The following is a 16,823-nucleotide window of genomic DNA, read 5'->3' on the forward strand; positions in this document are numbered from 1 at the left end:
GCGCCGCAAGGCCCGCCCAACCGGGCTGGCGCGCGGTGCGACCGTGCGTACGGCCCTAGTCGCCGCCGCCTCCGCCGCCTCCCCCGTCACCGCCGCCTCCGTCGCTGCCGCCTCCGCCGCTGTCTCCGGCGTCGCCGCCGTCGCTGCCCCAGCCGTCGGAACCGCCGGGTTCGTTGTCGTCGCTGCTGATGCCGATGTTGGTGAACCAGGGGCGGTCCCATTCGGCGACCGTGTCTCCGCGGGAGTGGTGCACGCTGCGGAACCTGGCCAGTCCCGTGGTGTTGCCGAGGCCGAAGGACACGGCGACGGCGTGGGCCATGACGGCGTCCAGGGGGTCGGGGCTTTCGTGGTGGACGGTGGCGAGGGGCAGCAGCAGGGTGCCGGGGTCGAGGGCCGATCGTCGGGGCGGGCGGCTCAGCAGGGCGACCCGGTTCTCGTCGCGCAGCAGCCACGAGCTCTCGGCGTTCTCGCGCCGCAGTGTCCAGCACCGGTCGGGCAGGCGTATCTCGACACGGCTCTTGGACTTGCGGAGCCTCCGCTGCAGGACGAGTTGCGCGTAGACGTCGCCGACGCTCATGACCAGGCCGCTGCCGGGATCCGTCGAGTCGCCGCGGTAGCCGTACGGTGCCCTGAGGCGTACGGCGGGCGCGTTCGGGCCCCAGACGTCCACGCGGACCAGGCGCCGGTCGACCGCGACGGCGACCGGGCCGGCGGGGCCCGGCGCGTACCGGCGGGCGATCCACAGGGGGACGCCCTCCGCCTGGGCACGCGCGGCGAGTGCGGCCACCTGGTCCGGGCCGCCGCATCGGCGCACCGCCAAGTCGCCCAGCGCGCGGGCGAACTCCGCGGCCCGGCGCACCTTCAGGGGCTTGGTGGAGCCGGTCACCCGGGTGACCGGAACGGTGCCGGGACCCTCGGCCAGGTGTGCCAGCGGGCGTTCCGTGCCGCCACCGCCGAGCCAGAATCCCCGTAGGAAGGCCTCGGCCATGGCGGCGTGGTTCAGTTCGTCCAGCGGTGTCGTCCTGCCGCCCCTGCGCAACCGGTCGTCGGTGAGTTCCACGGTCCGTGCCAGCGGGTTCCGGGACCGTTCCCCGTAGAGCACCTGGCTCATCGCATCCCCCTCGTGCTTCGCCCTCGGTTAAGTCGCCGGCGCGCGTCGCCCTGGTTCCCTGGTCCTCGCGGGGAGCTGACAGGCGCACGGCGAAGGCCCGGCACCCCCGTGGGGTACCGGGCCTTCTACGAGCGCGTCGCTCAGTGGGCGTGGCCGTGGCCGTGGCCCGCGGCGGCCGGCTCTTCCTCTTCCTTCTTCTCGACGACCAGGGTCTCGGTCGTGAGCAGCAGGGAGGCGATGGAGGCGGCGTTCTCCAGGGCGGAGCGGGTGACCTTGACCGGGTCGATGACGCCGGCCTTGATCAGGTCGCCGTACTCGCCGGTGGCGGCGTTGTAGCCGCTGCCCTTCTCGAGCTCGGCCACCTTGGAGACGATGACGTAGCCCTCGAGGCCGGCGTTCTCGGCGATCCAGCGCAGCGGCTCGACGGCGGCCTTGCGGACCACGGAGACACCGGTGGCCTCGTCGCCGGTCTTGTCGAGGTTGCCCTCGAGGACCTTGACGGCGTGGACCAGCGCGGAGCCACCACCGGAGACGATGCCCTCCTCGACCGCGGCGCGGGTCGCGGAGATGGCGTCCTCCAGACGGTGCTTGCGCTCCTTCAGCTCGACCTCGGTGGCGGCACCCACGCGGATGACGCACACGCCGCCGGCCAGCTTCGCGAGGCGCTCCTGGAGCTTCTCGCGGTCCCAGTCGGAGTCGGTGGTCTCGATCTCCGCCTTGATCTGGGCGACGCGACCCTCGACGTCCTCCTTCTTGCCGGCACCGTCGACGATCGTGGTGTCGTCCTTGGTGACGGTGACGCGGCGGGCGGAGCCGAGCACGTCCAGGCCGACCTGGTCGAGCTTGAGGCCGACCTCCTCGGAGATGACGGTGGCGCCGGTGAGGACGGCCATGTCCTGCAGCATCGCCTTGCGGCGGTCACCGAAGCCGGGCGCCTTGACGGCGACGGCGTTGAAGGTGCCGCGGATCTTGTTGACGACCAGGGTCGACAGGGCCTCGCCCTCGACGTCCTCGGCGATGATCAGCAGCGGCTTGGAGGAGTTGGACTGGATGATCTTCTCCAGCAGCGGCAGCAGGTCCGCGATGGAGGAGATCTTGCCCTGGTTGATGAGGATGTACGGGTCCTCCAGGACGGCCTCCATGCGCTCCTGGTCCGTCACGAAGTACGGCGACAGGTAGCCCTTGTCGAAGGCCATGCCCTCGGTGAAGTCCAGCTCCAGACCGAAGGTGTTGGACTCCTCGACGGTGATGACACCGTCCTTGCCGACCTTGTCCATCGCCTCGGCGATGAGCTCGCCGACCTGCTGGTCCTGGGCGGACAGCGCGGCGACGGCGGCGATGTCGGACTTCTCGTCGATCGGGCGGGCCGAGGCGAGCAGGTCCTCGGAGACGGCCGCGACGGCGGCGTCGATGCCCTTCTTCAGGGCGGCCGGGGAGGCACCGGCGGCGACGTTCTTCAGACCCTCACGGACCAGGGCCTGGGCGAGCACGGTGGCGGTGGTCGTACCGTCACCCGCGATGTCGTTGGTCTTGGTCGCCACCTCCTTCACCAGCTGCGCGCCGAGGTTCTCGTACGGGTCCTCGATCTCGACCTCGCGGGCGATCGTGACACCGTCGTTGGTGATGGTGGGGGCGCCGAACTTCTTGTCGATGACGACGTTGCGGCCCTTGGGGCCGATCGTCACCTTCACCGTGTCGGCAAGCTTGTTGACGCCGCGCTCGAGGGCGCGACGGGCGTCCTCGTCGAACTTCAGGATCTTCGCCATGGCAGCGGGAGCCCTCTCGGAATTCTGGGTGACATCACTGCGCCCCGGGCGCCCGGCTTCTTATGGGATGCGGGGGCCAGGGGCGCAGTTCGAGCAAAGGTGCTTCGAGGTGGTACGAGGAGTCTTGCTTCTCGCTTACTTCTCGACGATCGCGAGCACGTCGCGGGCCGAGAGGACGAGGTACTCCTCGTTGTTGTACTTCACCTCGGTGCCGCCGTACTTGCTGTAGAGAACGACGTCGCCGACCTTGACGTCGAGCTCGACGCGCTTGCCGTCCTCGATGCGGCCCGGGCCCACGGCCAGGACGACGCCCTCCTGGGGCTTCTCCTTGGCGGTGTCCGGAATGACCAGGCCCGAGGCCGTGGTCTGTTCGGCGTCCAGCGGCTGGACCACGATGCGGTCCTCGAGCGGCTTGATGGCAACCTTGGAGCTGGCGGTCGTCACGATCCGACCTCCCCCTTCGGAGATCTCACGGGGTTAACTGTCTGAGGTGGCGACCAGGTCGATCCGTCGTCGCGGGTGCCGGACCTGCCCGTCGCGTAGTTGGCACTCTCCAGTGGGGAGTGCCAGAGCCGAGACTATGACTGCGGTTAGCACTCGGTCAAGCGGAGTGCCAATTGCCTGCGGCGCGTCGGCCGTGGGTTCGTTGTCGGCGCCGGTGTGTGCGGCCGGCCTGTGTGGTGGTGAGCGTCGTCTGGGGGCTGCGCCCCCAGGCCCCCCCTTCGGCCCTGGACGGGCCTCGTCCTCAAACGCCGGACGGGCTGGATTTCCTGACCCTCCTCAAACGCCGGACGGGCTGTGCTGTGCCGGCCCGGGACTCAAGGGCTCCCGACGTAGTCCTCCAGGCGGGCCACCCTCAAGCCTCGGCGCTCGATCTCTCGCAGCAGGCGGGTCGTGCGGTCTGCCAGGGACAGGGGCGGCAGGTCTGCCGACGGGATGGAGATGATGTCGCCGGGGTTCAGGTGGTCGGGGCCTTCGGTGTACGTGAGGTCGCCGTCGCCTTTCAGGGTCGCCCGCCAGAGGACGACCGCCGTGATGCCGCAGTCGGCGGCTGCCCGGAGGGTCGTGGTGTCGTACGTGCCGTAGGGCGGGCGGAAGAGGTGGGGGCGAATGCCGAAGCGGGAGCGGAGTTTGCGTTGCTGGCCGCAGATCTCCGCGCGCTGGCCGGCGTACGGCAGGCCGCGCAGGGCGGAGTGGTCGAGGGTGTGGTTCTGCAGGCTCGCGCCGACCGCGCGGAGCCGGGCGAAGTGGGCGTAGCCGGGACCCACAACGCTGTCCGTGAGGAAGAGGCTGACGGGGAGGCGGCGTTCGCGGACCAGGTCGATGAAGCGAGGGTCGCGTTCGGCGCCGTCGTCGTAGGTCAGGAAGACGACCTTGTCGCGGGTGCGGATGTGATCGATGACCGGTGGGGCGGCGGGGGCGGGCGGACGCCGTGGTGGGGTGCGGGTGGTGCGTGGTTGCTCGCGCAGTTCCCCGCGCCCCTTTCGGGGCGCTTCGCCCGCGTCGTCTCCGGCCACCCGGTGTTGCCCCGGGCCGCCACAGCCCGCGGCGAGGAGCAGAGCGGCCAGGAGCATCGCCGGCAGGACGCGGCGCCTCACAGGTAGTCCTCCAGGCGGGCCACCGCATATCCCTCCGCCGTGACCTTGTTCAGGAAGCGGCGGATCATGTCGCGCATCGTGCCGTCCCAGTCGTCGGTGCCCCGGAAGTGGGTGAGGACGATGTCGCCGGGGTGCAGTTCCCGGTCCCACTCGCGGTACTCCCAGTGGTCGACGAAGACCTCCTCGTTCCACAGGGGGACGTACTCGATGCCGCAGCGCTTCGCCGCGCGCAGGGTGTTCTTGTCGTAGTTGCCGAAGGGCGGGCGGAAGAGGACGGGGCGGGTTCCGTAGCGCTCCTCGATGACCTTCTGCATGCCGCAGATCTCGCGCTTCTGGGCGGTGTAGGACAGGGCGGGCAGATAGGGGTGGTTGAGCGTGTGGTTGTTCAGGGTGACGCCGCGGTCCTGCATCCGCTTGAAGTAGCCGTAGTCGTCGTTGACGACGTAGTCGCTGAGGAAGGCGGTGTACGGGATCCGCAGGTCGCTCATCATCCGGAGGAACTTCGGGTCCTTCTCGGCGCCGTCGTCGATGGTGAGGAAGACGATCTTCTTCTTGGTGGGGACGGTGGTGAAGACCGGGGGGAGGCCGAGGCGGCGGTGGCCGTCGACCTCGAAGCCGTCGCGGGTGGTGATGTGCGGCTTCTTCTTCGGTGCCGGAGGGGCCGTGAGGGGCACCCTCTTCAGCCCCCAGCGTTTCGCGGCGGCGACTCTCGCGGCGTGCGCGGCGCGCAACTTGGTGGCGTAGGAGTCGAGCGCGCGGGCCGGGGGCGCGTTGAGGGGCGGCTGTCCGCCCGCGGGCCGCACCGAGTCGCCGCCCTGCCCGCAGCCGGGAGCCAGGGCAGCGAGGGTGAGGACGATCAGGCCGATGCGTACGCGACTCAGCGCGCCCCTGGGCCGCCCTGCGCCCCGCGTCTCCCCCGCTTCACCCGAAGCCCACCCCACACCCCACACCCGCTTTTTATCGTTTTGTCCTACTACTCGCATGGGCCCGGATCCTCCCAGCCGCCCGCCCTCAACCCGGCCCGACACCGCCGCCGGAGGCGTACGGTCCACCGACTGGCCCACAATGAGCCGGTGAACGACCTCGCCCCGCTCCTCACTCCCGAAGGCCGCGCTCTCCTGGAGGAGGTGCGCGACACCGACCCGGCGCACGAGCTCGCCGTCGCGACCCGGCTGCGCCGCGAGCACCCCGCCGAGCTGGTGTCGGCGGCGCTCGGTCAGGCACGGCTGCGGCAGCGGGCGGTGGCCAAGTTCGGGGAGGAGGACGCCCGGCGGATGTTCTTCACCCCGAACGGGGTCGAGCAGTCGACGCGGGCGAGCGTGGCGGCGTACCGGGCGCGGCGGTTCACCGAACTGGGCGTGACGTCCGTGGCCGACCTGTGCTGCGGCATCGGCGGGGACGCGATCGCGCTGGCGCGGGCCGGGATCCGGGTGCTCGCGGTGGACCGTGACCCGCTCACCGCGGCGGCGGCCCGGGCGAACGCGGAGGCGCTGGGGCTGGCCGAGCTGATCGAGGTGCGCGAGGCCGATGTCACGGAGGTCGACACGGCCGGGTACGACACCGTCTTCGTGGACCCGGCCCGGCGCGGCGGCCGGGGCCGCATCTTCGACCCCGAGGCGTACTCGCCGCCGCTGTCCTGGGCGATCGCCACGGCGCGCACGGCACCTCGCGCCGCAGCCCTGAAGATCGCCCCCGGCGTCCCCCACGAGGCAGTCCCGGACGACGCCGAGGCCGAGTGGATCTCGGACGGCGGGGACGTGAAGGAGGCCGTGCTGTGGTTCGGCACGGAACAGGCCAGCCGCAGCGAACAAGGCCCGGCGCAGGCGAAGGGCGGCCCCTTCCGCGCCACCCTCCTCCCCGGCCCCCGCACCCTCCTCTCCCGCGGTCTGCCCGACCCCCCGGTCCGTCCGCCCGGCCGGTACCTGTACGAGCCCGACGGCGCCGTCATCCGCGCGCATCTGGTCGCCGAGGTGGCCGAGCAACTCGACGGCGGGCTCATCGACGAGACCATCGCGTACATCACCGCCGATGAGCACCGCCCGACGCCGTACGCCACCGCCTACGAGATCACCGACGTGCTGCCCTTCAACGCCAAGAAGCTGAAGGCGCTGCTGCGCGAGCGCGGGGTCGGCACCCTCACCGTCAAGAAGCGCGGCTCGGCGGTCGAGCCGGAGGAGCTCCGCCGCAAGGTGCTGCCCAAGCCGCACGGCACGGAGGCCGTCACCGTGTTCCTCACGCGGGTCGCGGGCGCCCCGACCATGCTGCTCGGGCACCCGGCGACCGGCCGGTCGACGGGCTGATCAGGCGCCGCTCTCCTCCGCCCTCCGCAGCAGCAGCTCCCGCTCGCGTCCGTTGCGCGTCAGTGACGCCGCCCGCTCGAACTCCGCGCGGGCCTCCTCCGACCGCCCGAGGCGTGCCAGCAGGTCGCCGCGCACGCTGGGCAGCAGGTGGTAGTCCCGCAGGGCGGGTACGTCGGTCAGCGCGTCGACGAGGGGCAGGGCGGCGGCGGGGCCCTCGGCCATGGAGACGGCGACCGCACGGTTGAGTTCGACGACCGGGGACGGGGCGCGGGCGGCGAGCAGGCCGTACAGGGCGGCGATGCGCGCCCAGTCGGTGTCCTCGTACCTGGCCGCCTGCGCGTGACAGGCGGCGATGGCGGCCTGGAGGGTGAACGGACCGGCGGCGGCGCCCGGTTCGAGGGCCCGCTCCAGGGCGGCCAGGCCGCGCCGGATCAGCAGCCGGTTCCACAGCCGCCGGTTCTGGTCGGCGAGCATCACCGGCTCGCCGTCGGGCCCGGTGCGGGCCGCCGTGCGGGATGCCTGGAACTCCAGCAGGGCGGCCAGTCCGTGCGCCTCGGGCTCCTTGGGCATCAGCGCGGCCAGCAGCCGGGCGAGGCGCAGCGCGTCCTCGCACAGCGCGGGGCGCAGCAGGTCGTCGCCCGCGGTGGCGGCGTATCCCTCGTTGAAGATCAGGTAGATGACCTCCAGGACCGAGCCGAGCCGGGCGGCCCGGTCCTCGCCGTAGGGCACCTCGAAGGGGACCCCGGATGTGGCCAGCGTGCGCTTGGCCCGCACGATCCGCTGCGCGAGGGTCGCCTCCGGCACCAGGAAGGCGCGGGCGATCTCGTCCGTGCGCAGCCCGCCGACCAGCCGCAGGGTCAGCGCGGTGCGGGCCTCGGCGGACAGCACGGGATGGCAGGCGGTGAAGATCAGCCGCAGGACGTCGTCGTCGATGTCGCCGGGGCCGGAGGGTTCGGGGTCGTGCGTCGCGTCCGGCAGCACGCGGCCGGCCTCCGCGAGCTTGCGGGCGTAGGTCTCGCGGCGCCGCACCAGGTCGATGGCACGGTGTTTGGCGGTGGCCGTCAGCCAGGCGCCCGGGCGGTCGGGGACTCCCTCCCGCGGCCACTGCTCCAGCGCGGCGACGAGGGCGTCCTGGGCGATCTCCTCGGCGATGCCGACGTCCCGGACGATCCGCGTCACGCCGGCGATGATCCGGGCGGACTCCATCCGGAAGACCGTCTCAAGGGTCTCGGCGATGGTCTGCGGGCCGTGTGCCGTCACACCTCACATGACAGCACACGGCACCGACACCGGCCGCCCGCTCAGACCCCCGGCACCGACAGCAGCCGCCCGCTCAGACCCCCGGCACCGACACCGGCCGCCCGCTCAGGCCCCCGGCTCCTCGACCTCGCGGACCTCCAGGCCCACGGTCCACTGGGGCGGGTGCACCTCCAGGAACCGCTTCCCCCACTCGATGGCCTCGGCCATGTCCTTGCACTGCATCAGCGCGTACCCGCCGACGACCTCCTTGGTCTCCGTGAACGGGCCGTCGGTGTACGACAGCTTGCCCCCGGACCAGGTGATGCGGGTGGACTCGGCGGTGGGCTTGAGCCCGGCGGTGTCGAGCATCACGCCCGCCTTGGTGAACTCCTCGAACAGCGCGCCCATGCGCTCCTCGAAGCCCGGGTCGGCGGACTCCATGTCGATGGTGTTCTCCTCGATGCGGACCAGGGACAGATAGCGGGGCATGATGCCTCCTCGGGTCTCGGGCGGGGTCTCTCCCCGCTCTCACCCTGTGCGTCGAACGAGGGACGCCGGCTTCGACACGCCTGCCGGAAAATCTTCAGGTCACTTCAGCGAGTCCCACAGCTCCTTCGCCCCGGGCTCGTCCGCCACCACCCGGTTGGGGTCGTAAGGGGCGGGGACGACCGGCATGGTCACGGTCGTGACGCCGGACGACGACAGGTCCCCGAGGCTCCGGCCGAAGCCCACCAGCTCGCTCAGCGAGTCCAGCCCGGTGTCCGTGGTGAGGCTGCCGGTGAGCGCGTCGGCGATGTCGTAGAGCTTCACGGGGTCGGTGAACAGGTCCTGGTCGGCGATGCGTTCCAGGAGGGCCTTGACGAGCGTGTGCTGGAGGCCGATGCGACCGAGGTCGCTGCCGTCGCCGATGCCGTAGCGGGTGCGCGCGAGGGCCAGGGCCTGGGTGCCGTCGAGGTGGTGGGTTCCGGCGTCCAGCCGCAGGTGGCTGCGGTCGTCGTCGGTGTCCTGCTCGGTGGTGACGGTGACCCCGCCGAGCGCGTCGACCAGCCGCGCGAAACCTGCGAAGTCGATCTCGATGTAGTGGTCCATGCGGACGTCGGTGAGGGCCTCGACCGTCTTCACCGCGCACACCGGGCCGCCGACCGCGTAGGCGCTGTTGAACATGGCGCCGGAGACGGGGGGCGTCTCCCCTCCGTCCGGCAGCGGGCAGGCGGGCCGGTCGACGAGGGTGTCGCGCGGGATGCTGACCACGGTGGCGGCGGTCCGGCCGGGGTCGAGGTGGACGACCATGGCCGTGTCGGAGCGGGCCCCGTCGGTGTCGCCGCCGCCCAGCGCCTGGTTCTCCTCGCCGCTGCGGGAGTCCGAGCCCAGGACGAGCAGGTTGAGGGACCCCGTGGACACGGGCGAGGCCGCTGCCGCGCCCTCCGGGGAGGAGTGGCTGCCCGCCTCGGCGGGACGGTCGTCGCCGAGGGCGCTGTCGATGTCGACACCGGTGATGTTGTCGTCGAGCTGCCAGTACGCCCATCCGGCCGCCCCGGCCCCGAGCACGAGCACTCCTGTCAGCGCCAGGCCGACGATCTTCAGTTTCCCCGTGAGTCCCGTCACGGGCAGGAACGTACGTCCGAATTATGACGACCAGCGACCCGCGGACAGTTTTCTTGTGAAATTCTCAGACTTCCAGCTGACGACGGCGGGATCTTCCGCCGATGCATCGAAACTTTCGCTGGACTCGACGACCGAGTTCGACCGCGCGCCTCACGCACCCCCCGGTGCCGCCGTGCTGCTGCGCACGACCAGGCTCGTCGCCAGTTCCACCCGGGTCGCCACCTGCTGGTCGTCGCCCTTGGCGAGGTCGAGCACCAGCTTGGCCGCCGCCTCCGCCATCTCCGTCAGCGGCTGCCGTACGGTCGTCAGCGGCGGCCCCACCCAGCGGGCCACCGGCAGATCGTCGAAACCGACCACGCTCACGTCCTCCGGGATCCGCAGCCCCAGTTCGCGGGCGGCCTCGTAGAGCCCGAGTGCCTGGAGGTCGTTGCCGGCGAAGACGGCGGTGGGCCGGTTCTCGCGGCGCAGCAGGGCGAGGCCCTGCCGGTAGCCGGCGTCATGGTGGAAGTCGCCGGTGAGGATCAGCCCCGGATCCACCGGGAGCCCGGCGGTCTCCAGCGCGGCGCGGTAGCCGTCGACGCGGGCGCGGCTGCACATCATCCGCGTGGGTCCGCTGATCGCCCCGATCCTGGTGTGACCGAGCTCGATCAGATGCCGGGTGGCGGCGAGCCCGCCCTGCCAGTTGGTCGCGCCGATGGAGGGCACGTCGGTGCCGGGGTCGCCCGCCGGGTCCATCACCACGAACGGGATGGAACGGCTGGTCAGCAGCGCCCGGCCGGACTCGTCCAGCCCGGACAGCACCAGGATCACGCCGTGCGGGCGGCGGGCGGCGACCTGGTCGGCCCAGGTACGCCCGGGCGTGAGGCGGCCCGCGCTCTCGGACAGCACGACGCTCAGTCCGGCGTCCCTCGCCACGTTCTCCACGCCCCGGATGACCTCCATCGCCCAGGCGCTCTCCAGCTCGTGGAAGACCAGGTCGATCAGCGGTGAGCGGGTGGCCTCGGCACGCCGGCGCCGGTAGCCGTGGGCGCGCAGCAGCTGCTCGACCCGGCTGCGCGTGGCGGGGGCGACATCGGCACGACCGTTGAGCACCTTCGAAACAGTCGGCGCGGACACCCCCGCCTCGCGAGCGATCTCGGCGAGGGTCGCGGTCTGGGTGCTGCGCCCTTGCGTCCGGGTTTCTGCGGGCTGCGAGGAAGTCATGGCTGCGATCGTATCCCTGCGGGACCTCTTGACGAAGCCCTCGGGGCGCCATAGGTTCCCGGAACATTCGATATGCGCCTCGAAACATTCGAACCCGTGAGAGGGCTGTTCGTCCACCCGACAGGAGCTCCATGACCACCGCGCCCTGGCGTGACCCCGCCCTGCCCGCCGCCGCCCGCGTCGACGACCTGCTCTCCCGGATGACCCTGGAGGAGAAGACCGCCCAGCTGTACGGCGTGTGGGTGGGCGCCGACACGGACGGCGAGGGCGTCGCACCGCACCAGCACGACATGACCTCCGACTACGACTGGGACGAGCTGATCACCCTCGGCCTCGGCCAGATCACCCGCTCCTTCGGCACCGCCCCCGTCGACCCGGACCTCGGCGCGCAGGCGCTGGCCCGCGCCCAGCGGCAGATCGCGGCGGCCGGCCGGTTCGGCATCCCGGCGGTCGCGCACGAGGAGTGCCTGGCCGGATTCACCGCCTGGCAGGCCACCGCCTATCCCGTGCCGCTGGCGTGGGGCGCGAGCTTCGACCCCGAGCTGGTGGAGCGGATGGCCCGCCGTATCGGCGAGGACCTGCGCGCGGCCGGCGTCCACCAGGGCCTCGCGCCCGTCCTGGACGTCGTACGGGATCCGCGCTGGGGCCGGGTGGAGGAGACGATCGGCGAGGACCCGTATCTGGTCGGCACGATCGGCACCGCCTATGTGCGCGGGCTGGAGTCGGCCGGGGTGGTCGCGACGCTGAAGCACTTCGCCGGGTACGCCTCCTCCGCCGGGGCGCGGAATCTGGCGCCGGTGCGGGCGGGTGTGAGGGAGTTCGCCGACATCACGCTGCCGCCGTTCGAGATGGCGCTGCGCGAGGGCGGGGCCCGCTCGGTGATGGCCGCCTACACGGAGACCGACGGCGTGCCCGCCTCCGCCGACCCGGGGCTGCTGACCCGGCTCCTGCGCGAGGAATGGGGGTTCACGGGCACGGTCGTCGCCGACTACTTCGGCATCGGCTTCCTGCAGACCCTGCACCGGGTGGCGGGCAGCCCCGCCGAGGCGGCGCACGCGGCGCTGCTGGCCGGCATCGACGTCGAACTGCCCACCGTCACGTGCTACGGCACGCCGCTGCCGGCCGCGGTCCGCGCGGGCGAGATCCCCGAGGAACTGGTGGACCGGGCGGCCCGCCGGGTGCTGCTGCAGAAGTGCGAACTCGGCCTGCTGGACGAGGACTGGGCCCCGGAGCCGACCGGCCCGATCGACCTCGACGCACCTGAGAACCGCGCCCTGGCCCGCCGCCTCGCCGAGGAGTCGGTGGTGCTGCTGGACAACCCCGACGGGCTGCTGCCCCTCGCCCCCGACACCAGGATCGCGGTCGTCGGCCCCCGCGCCGCCGACGCGCTGGCGATGCTCGGCTGCTACTCGTTCCCCTCCCACGTCCTCACCCACCACCCCGGCGTCCCGATGGGCATCGAGATCCCGACGGTCCTCCAGGCCCTGCGCGACGAACTGCCGGACGCCAAGGTGACGTTCGCCGAGGGCTGCGACACCTCCGACCCGGACACCTCGGGTTTCGAGGAGGCGGTCGCGCGGGCCGCCGAGGCGGACGTGTGCGTGGCGGTGCTCGGCGACCGGGCGGGCCTGTTCGGCCGCGGCACCTCCGGCGAGGGCTGCGACGCGAGCGACCTGAGCCTGCCCGGTGTGCAGGCCGAGCTGCTGGACGCGCTCGTCGCGACCGGCGTGCCGGTGGTGCTGGTGCTGCTCACCGGGCGGCCGTACGCGCTGGGCCGCTGGCAGGACCGGCTGGGCGCGGTCGTGCAGGCCTTCTTCCCCGGCGAGGAGGGCGGCCCGGCGGTGGCGGGCGTGCTCTCCGGCCGCGTGAACCCCTCCGGGCGCCTGCCGGTCAGCGTGCCGCGCCTCCCCGGCGGCCAGCCGTGGACGTACCTCCAGCCGCCCCTGGGCCTCGCGGGCGAGGTCAGCAACCTGGACCCGACCCCGCTGTACGCCTTCGGCCACGGCCGCTCGTACACGACCTTCGAGTGGATCCCCGACCGGCCCACCGAGGAGGTGGAGATCGGCACGGACGGCTCGTACGACGTGTCGCTGACCGTCCGCAACACCGGCGACCGCGAGGGCGCGGAGGTCGTCCAGCTCTATCTGCACGACCCGGTGGCCTCGGTCACCCGCCCCGACATGCGCCTGATCGGCTATCAGCGCCTGGAGCTGGCCCCGGGCGCGGCGGCCCGCGTGACCTTCCGCTTCCACGCCGACCTGTCGGCTTTCACCGACCGGGCGGGCCGGCGGATCGTCGAACCGGGCGCGCTGGAGCTGCGGTCGGCGGCGTCGAGCGCGGACGTGCGCCATACGGCCCGGCTGACGCTGACGGGCCCGCAGCGGGTCCTGGGCACGGACCGTCGGCTGCGCTGCGAGACGGAGGTGACGGAGGTGGCACAGGTGCCGTGAGGCACCTCAGCCGGAGGCCACCGATTCGAACCGCCACCGGTGCACCGCACGGGTCGTCAACTCTCCCGGCGGCTCGGGGAGTTCGGGCAGCTCCGCCTCGTAGGGCGCGTCCCACCACGTGATGACCAGGACCCGGTCCTGCGGGGCCCGGAACGTCTCGCGGCGCAGGGGTGTGCCGGCGAGGTCCTGCGCCCGGGCCCAGTCCAGCAGTTCGCCGCCCCGGCCGGGGACCGCCCGGGCCTCCCACATCAGGGCGACCGTCACGAGTAGAGGTTCTCCTTGCTCACCTCGTGCACATGATCGTGACCGTGGCCGTGCGCGCGGGCGTGCGCCTCGCCGGGGACGTGCGGGTCGGTCACCGGCAGGGACGAGTCCGCCGACAGCTCCCAGTCGGAGGCCGGGCGGTTCCGGGCGACCATCTCCGCGCCCAGCGCCGCCACCATCGCGCCGTTGTCCGTGCACAGCTTGGGGCGCGGCACCCGCAGCTGGATCCCGGCGGCCTCGCAGCGCTCCTGGGCCAGCGCCCGCAGCCGGGAGTTGGCGGCCACACCGCCGCCGATCATCAGGTGGTCGACGCCCTCGTCCTTGCAGGCCCGCACGGCCTTGCGGGTCAGCACGTCCACGACGGCCTCCTGGAAGGACGCCGCCACATCGCGCACCGGCACCTCCTCCCCCGCCGCCCGCTTGGCCTCGATCCAGCGGGCCACGGCCGTCTTCAGCCCGGAGAAGGAGAAGTCGTACGCCGGGTCGCGCGGCCCGGTCAGACCGCGCGGGAACGCGATCGCGGCCGGGTCGCCCTCGCGCGCGTACCGGTCGATGACCGGGCCGCCGGGGAAGCCGAGGTTCAGTACCCGGGCGATCTTGTCGAAGGCCTCGCCGGCCGCGTCGTCGATGGTGGCGCCCATGGGGCGCACGTCGGAGGTGATGTCGCTCGACAGCAGCAGCGAGGAGTGCCCGCCGGAGACCAGCAGCGCCATCGTCGGCTCGGGCAGCGCGCCGTGCTCCAGCTGGTCGACGCAGATGTGGGAGGCGAGGTGGTTGACGCCGTAGAGGGGCTTGCCGAGGGCGTAGGCGTACGCCTTGGCCGCCGAGACGCCGACGAGGAGGGCGCCCGCGAGACCGGGGCCCGCGGTGACGGCGATGCCGTCCAGGTCCCGCGCGCTCACCCCGGCCTCCTTCAGGGCGCGGTCGATCGTCGGCACCATCGCCTCCAGGTGCGCCCGTGAGGCGACCTCGGGGACGACCCCGCCGTAGCGGGCGTGCTCGTCGACGCTGGAGGCGACCGCGTCGGCCAGCAGGGTGGTGCCGCGGACGATGCCGACACCGGTCTCGTCGCAGGAGGTCTCGATCCCCAGGACCAGGGGTTCGTCAGCCATTGATCTCGGTTCCTTGTACGCCGTTCACCGGATGCACCGGTGGGACAGAGGTGGAGGGGTCGGACAGGCGCAGCACCAGGGCGTCCACGTTGCCCGGCTGGTAGTAGCCGCGCCGCACGCCGATGGTCTCGAAGCCGAAGCGCTCGTACAGCTTCTGGGCGCGGACGTTGTCGATCCGGCACTCCAGCATCACTTCGGAGCACTCGAAGGCGGTGGCCGCCCGCAGCAGGTCGGTCAGCAGCCGCGAGCCGAGGCCCGTGCCCCAGTGGTCGCGTGTGACCGCGATGGTCTGGACGTCGCCCTGCCCGCCGGAGGCGGCGAGCCCCGCGTAGCCGACGATCCGGTCGCCCTCCTGGGCGATGACGTAGCGCCGGGTCGCCCCGGGGCCGCGCGCGTGGGCCAGCTCGGACCAGAACATGCCCCGGGACCAGGCGTCCTCGGGGAACAGGTCCCGTTCCAGCTCCAGCACGGGTTCGATGTCCCACCAGCGCATCTCGCGCAGCACGACCATCTCGGATCCCGTCACTTGGGGGTGACCACCTTGTAGTTCTTGGGGACTTGGGCATCGGGCCGCCGCAGATACAGCGGCCGGGGCGCCGGCAGCTCCTCACCGGCGGCCAGCCGCTCGGCGGCGAGCCGGGCCAGGGCCGCGGCGGACACATGCTCGGGCTCGTGCGCCTTGGGGAAGGTCTCCGGGTACAGCAGCGCGCCCGCGCCGACCGCGGGCAGGCCCTTGACCTGCTCGGCGATGGCGGCGGGCCGGTCGACGGCCGGGTCGGTGAGGCGGGTGCGCGAGTCGGCGTAACGGGCCCAGTAGACCTCCTTGCGGCGGGCGTCGGTCGCCACGACGAAGGGGCCCTCCAGGTCGGCCGCGTAGGCCAGTCCGTCGAGCGTGCACACGCCGTGCACGGGGACGCCGAGCGCGAGCCCGAAGGTGTCCGCGGTCATCAGGCCGACGCGCAGCCCGGTGTAGGGGCCGGGCCCGATGCCGACGGCGATGTCGGTGACGGCGTCCAGCTTGCGGCCGGCGTCGGCGAGCACGCGGTCGATCGCCGGGAGCAGCAGTTCGCCGTGCCGGCGGGCGTCCACCTGGCTCGACGAGGCGATGATGTCGTCGCCGTCGTGCAGCGCGACCGTGACGGCGGGGGTGGCGGTATCCAGAGCGAGCAAGAGCACGCAAACAGCCTACGGCTCCCGCGCCTTCGCCACGGCCGCACGGGTCGTACGGTCACGGACTGCTACCGTCTCGATCGCGTCCGTACAGGACGGGTCGAAGCAGGACGGACAGGACAGAGGTGACGGCGGTGGCAGTGACCAGCTCGGCGATCGTGGCGGCACTGACCGCGGCGGCCCTCGCGACGGTCGGCTTCCTCGGCCACCAGGCGTCCGAGAACGTCCCGCCGGACCTGCGCTCGGCCGCGGGGGCGGGAACGGCACAGTCCGCGCCCAAGGCGCCCGGGGCCAAGGACCGGTCCGGGACCCTTCCCGCCCGCTCGGGCCGGGGCGCCCGGGTCGTGTACTCCCTGGACGACGACCGGGTGTGGCTGGTCGAGGGCGACGGCGAGGTCCGGCGCACCTTCTCCGTCAGCCCCAGCACGGTGGACCCGGCGCCGGGCACCTACCGGGTCACCTCCCGCTCCAAGCGGGTCACCGGTTCGGATGGCATTCCGGTCGAGCACGTGGTGCGGTTCGCCAGCGTGGACGGCACGGTGATCGGCTTCAGCGCGGCGGTCGACGGATCCATGCCGAACCCCGATCCGGGGGTCCGCACGGGCGGGGTCCGCGAGACACGGGCGGACGGCGCGGCGATGTGGCAGTTCGCCACGATCGGGCGGAAGGTCGTGGTGGTTCCGTAGATCCGCCCGTAGACCTGCTCGCAGGTCTACGCGGCCTCGCGGCGGTCTGCTCGACTGACGGTCTACTCGACTGACGGTCTGCTCGGCTGACGTCTACGCCGCCTCGCGGCGCTCCCGCACCGGCTCGGCGAGGTGCGCCTCGGGGACGCGCGGCGGGGTGGAGATCGCGGCCGCCGCGGCGCACGCGGCGAGCAGATCGCGCATGGGCACCCCGGAGACCGGCTGCGGCTGCGCCGTGGTCCGGCGGTCGCTCTCGGTGGCCGACATGGACGCCTCCTGGGGGCCGGGGGCGGAAGCAGTCAGGTACTTAGGTACACCT

17 protein-coding genes are annotated in these 16,823 nt (G+C 72.5%); 3 read left to right on the top strand and 14 right to left on the bottom strand.

Going from position 1 to position 16,823, the window contains the following annotated elements; all coding sequences use genetic code 11:
• Positions 1 to 55 precede the first annotated feature (55 nt).
• The 5 genes from N4P33_RS06440 to N4P33_RS06460 form a co-directional block, all read right to left on the bottom strand.
• Positions 56 to 1,111 carry a hypothetical protein gene (locus N4P33_RS06440; RefSeq protein WP_260825287.1) on the bottom strand — a complete coding sequence of 352 codons (1,056 nt, stop codon included), beginning with the start codon at positions 1,109 to 1,111 and terminating at the stop codon, positions 56 to 58.
• A 140-nt stretch (positions 1,112 to 1,251) separates the two neighbouring features.
• Positions 1,252 to 2,877 (bottom strand): chaperonin GroEL, encoded by a 1,626-nt coding sequence (gene groL / locus N4P33_RS06445; protein ID WP_260825288.1) that lies wholly within the window; start codon positions 2,875 to 2,877, stop codon positions 1,252 to 1,254.
• A gap of 135 nt (positions 2,878 to 3,012) precedes the next feature.
• Positions 3,013 to 3,321 carry a co-chaperone GroES gene (gene groES, locus N4P33_RS06450; protein WP_029382138.1) on the bottom strand — a complete coding sequence of 103 codons (309 nt, stop codon included), beginning with the start codon at positions 3,319 to 3,321 and terminating at the stop codon, positions 3,013 to 3,015.
• A 374-nt stretch (positions 3,322 to 3,695) separates the two neighbouring features.
• Positions 3,696 to 4,451, bottom strand: a complete 756-nt coding sequence (locus tag N4P33_RS06455; protein WP_399028799.1) for a polysaccharide deacetylase family protein — start codon at positions 4,449 to 4,451, stop codon at positions 3,696 to 3,698.
• 20 nt (positions 4,452 to 4,471) lie between these two features.
• A complete protein-coding gene (locus N4P33_RS06460) occupies positions 4,472 to 5,458 on the bottom strand; it encodes a polysaccharide deacetylase family protein (RefSeq protein WP_260825290.1) in 987 nt (328 codons plus the stop codon).
• 90 nt (positions 5,459 to 5,548) lie between these two features.
• Here N4P33_RS06460 and N4P33_RS06465 point away from each other — a divergent pair, with 90 nt between their 5' ends.
• The gene (locus N4P33_RS06465) at positions 5,549 to 6,775 is read left to right on the top strand and encodes a THUMP-like domain-containing protein (RefSeq protein ID WP_260825291.1); all 1,227 of its coding nucleotides are present in this window, start codon (positions 5,549 to 5,551) and stop codon (positions 6,773 to 6,775) included.
• On the opposite strand, the gene N4P33_RS06470 is transcribed toward N4P33_RS06465, so the two are convergent.
• From N4P33_RS06470 to N4P33_RS06485, 4 genes are all read right to left on the bottom strand, one after another.
• Entirely contained in the window at positions 6,776 to 7,981 is a 1,206-nt protein-coding gene (locus tag N4P33_RS06470; protein ID WP_260825310.1) for an RNA polymerase sigma factor, read from the bottom strand.
• Positions 7,982 to 8,140: 159 nt separating this feature from the next.
• Complete coding sequence (locus N4P33_RS06475) at positions 8,141 to 8,503, bottom strand: YciI family protein (RefSeq protein WP_260825292.1); 363 nt, start codon at positions 8,501 to 8,503, stop codon at positions 8,141 to 8,143.
• Positions 8,504 to 8,602: 99 nt separating this feature from the next.
• Positions 8,603 to 9,619: an LCP family protein gene (locus N4P33_RS06480; RefSeq protein WP_260825293.1), complete on the bottom strand. Its 1,017-nt coding sequence runs from the start codon at positions 9,617 to 9,619 to the stop codon at positions 8,603 to 8,605.
• A 150-nt stretch (positions 9,620 to 9,769) separates the two neighbouring features.
• A complete protein-coding gene (locus N4P33_RS06485) occupies positions 9,770 to 10,822 on the bottom strand; it encodes a LacI family DNA-binding transcriptional regulator (RefSeq protein ID WP_260825294.1) in 1,053 nt (350 codons plus the stop codon).
• Between the two features lie 131 nt (positions 10,823 to 10,953).
• Between N4P33_RS06485 and N4P33_RS06490 the strand changes: the two genes are divergently transcribed.
• Entirely contained in the window at positions 10,954 to 13,272 is a 2,319-nt protein-coding gene (locus N4P33_RS06490; protein WP_260825295.1) for a glycoside hydrolase family 3 N-terminal domain-containing protein, read from the top strand.
• A gap of 6 nt (positions 13,273 to 13,278) precedes the next feature.
• On the opposite strand, the gene N4P33_RS06495 is transcribed toward N4P33_RS06490, so the two are convergent.
• From N4P33_RS06495 to tsaB, 4 genes are read right to left on the bottom strand one after another with little or no spacing between them, the layout of a single operon-like run.
• Positions 13,279 to 13,536, bottom strand: a complete 258-nt coding sequence (locus N4P33_RS06495) for a hypothetical protein (protein WP_260825296.1) — start codon at positions 13,534 to 13,536, stop codon at positions 13,279 to 13,281.
• On the bottom strand, positions 13,533 to 14,648 hold the full coding sequence (tsaD, locus tag N4P33_RS06500; protein ID WP_260825297.1) for a tRNA (adenosine(37)-N6)-threonylcarbamoyltransferase complex transferase subunit TsaD: 1,116 nt from the start codon (positions 14,646 to 14,648) through the stop codon (positions 13,533 to 13,535). Before tsaD ends, N4P33_RS06495 begins: the two co-directional genes overlap by 4 nt.
• Positions 14,641 to 15,174 carry a ribosomal protein S18-alanine N-acetyltransferase gene (gene rimI, locus N4P33_RS06505; protein WP_260825298.1) on the bottom strand — a complete coding sequence of 178 codons (534 nt, stop codon included), beginning with the start codon at positions 15,172 to 15,174 and terminating at the stop codon, positions 14,641 to 14,643. Before rimI ends, tsaD begins: the two co-directional genes overlap by 8 nt.
• The gene (gene tsaB / locus N4P33_RS06510) at positions 15,171 to 15,824 is read right to left on the bottom strand and encodes a tRNA (adenosine(37)-N6)-threonylcarbamoyltransferase complex dimerization subunit type 1 TsaB (protein WP_260825299.1); all 654 of its coding nucleotides are present in this window, start codon (positions 15,822 to 15,824) and stop codon (positions 15,171 to 15,173) included. The genes rimI and tsaB overlap by 4 nt, the downstream gene beginning before the upstream one ends.
• Before the next feature lie 128 nt (positions 15,825 to 15,952).
• Between tsaB and N4P33_RS06515 the strand changes: the two genes are divergently transcribed.
• Complete coding sequence (locus N4P33_RS06515; RefSeq protein ID WP_260825300.1) at positions 15,953 to 16,504, top strand: hypothetical protein; 552 nt, start codon at positions 15,953 to 15,955, stop codon at positions 16,502 to 16,504.
• Between the two features lie 93 nt (positions 16,505 to 16,597).
• Here the strand turns inward: N4P33_RS06515 and N4P33_RS06520 are convergent, their stop codons facing one another.
• A complete protein-coding gene (locus N4P33_RS06520; RefSeq protein WP_260825301.1) occupies positions 16,598 to 16,771 on the bottom strand; it encodes a hypothetical protein in 174 nt (57 codons plus the stop codon).
• Positions 16,772 to 16,823: the final 52 nt, after the last annotated feature.

It is taken from the genome of Streptomyces sp. 15-116A (genome assembly GCF_025290915.1).
Classification (GTDB): domain Bacteria; phylum Actinomycetota; class Actinomycetes; order Streptomycetales; family Streptomycetaceae; genus Streptomyces.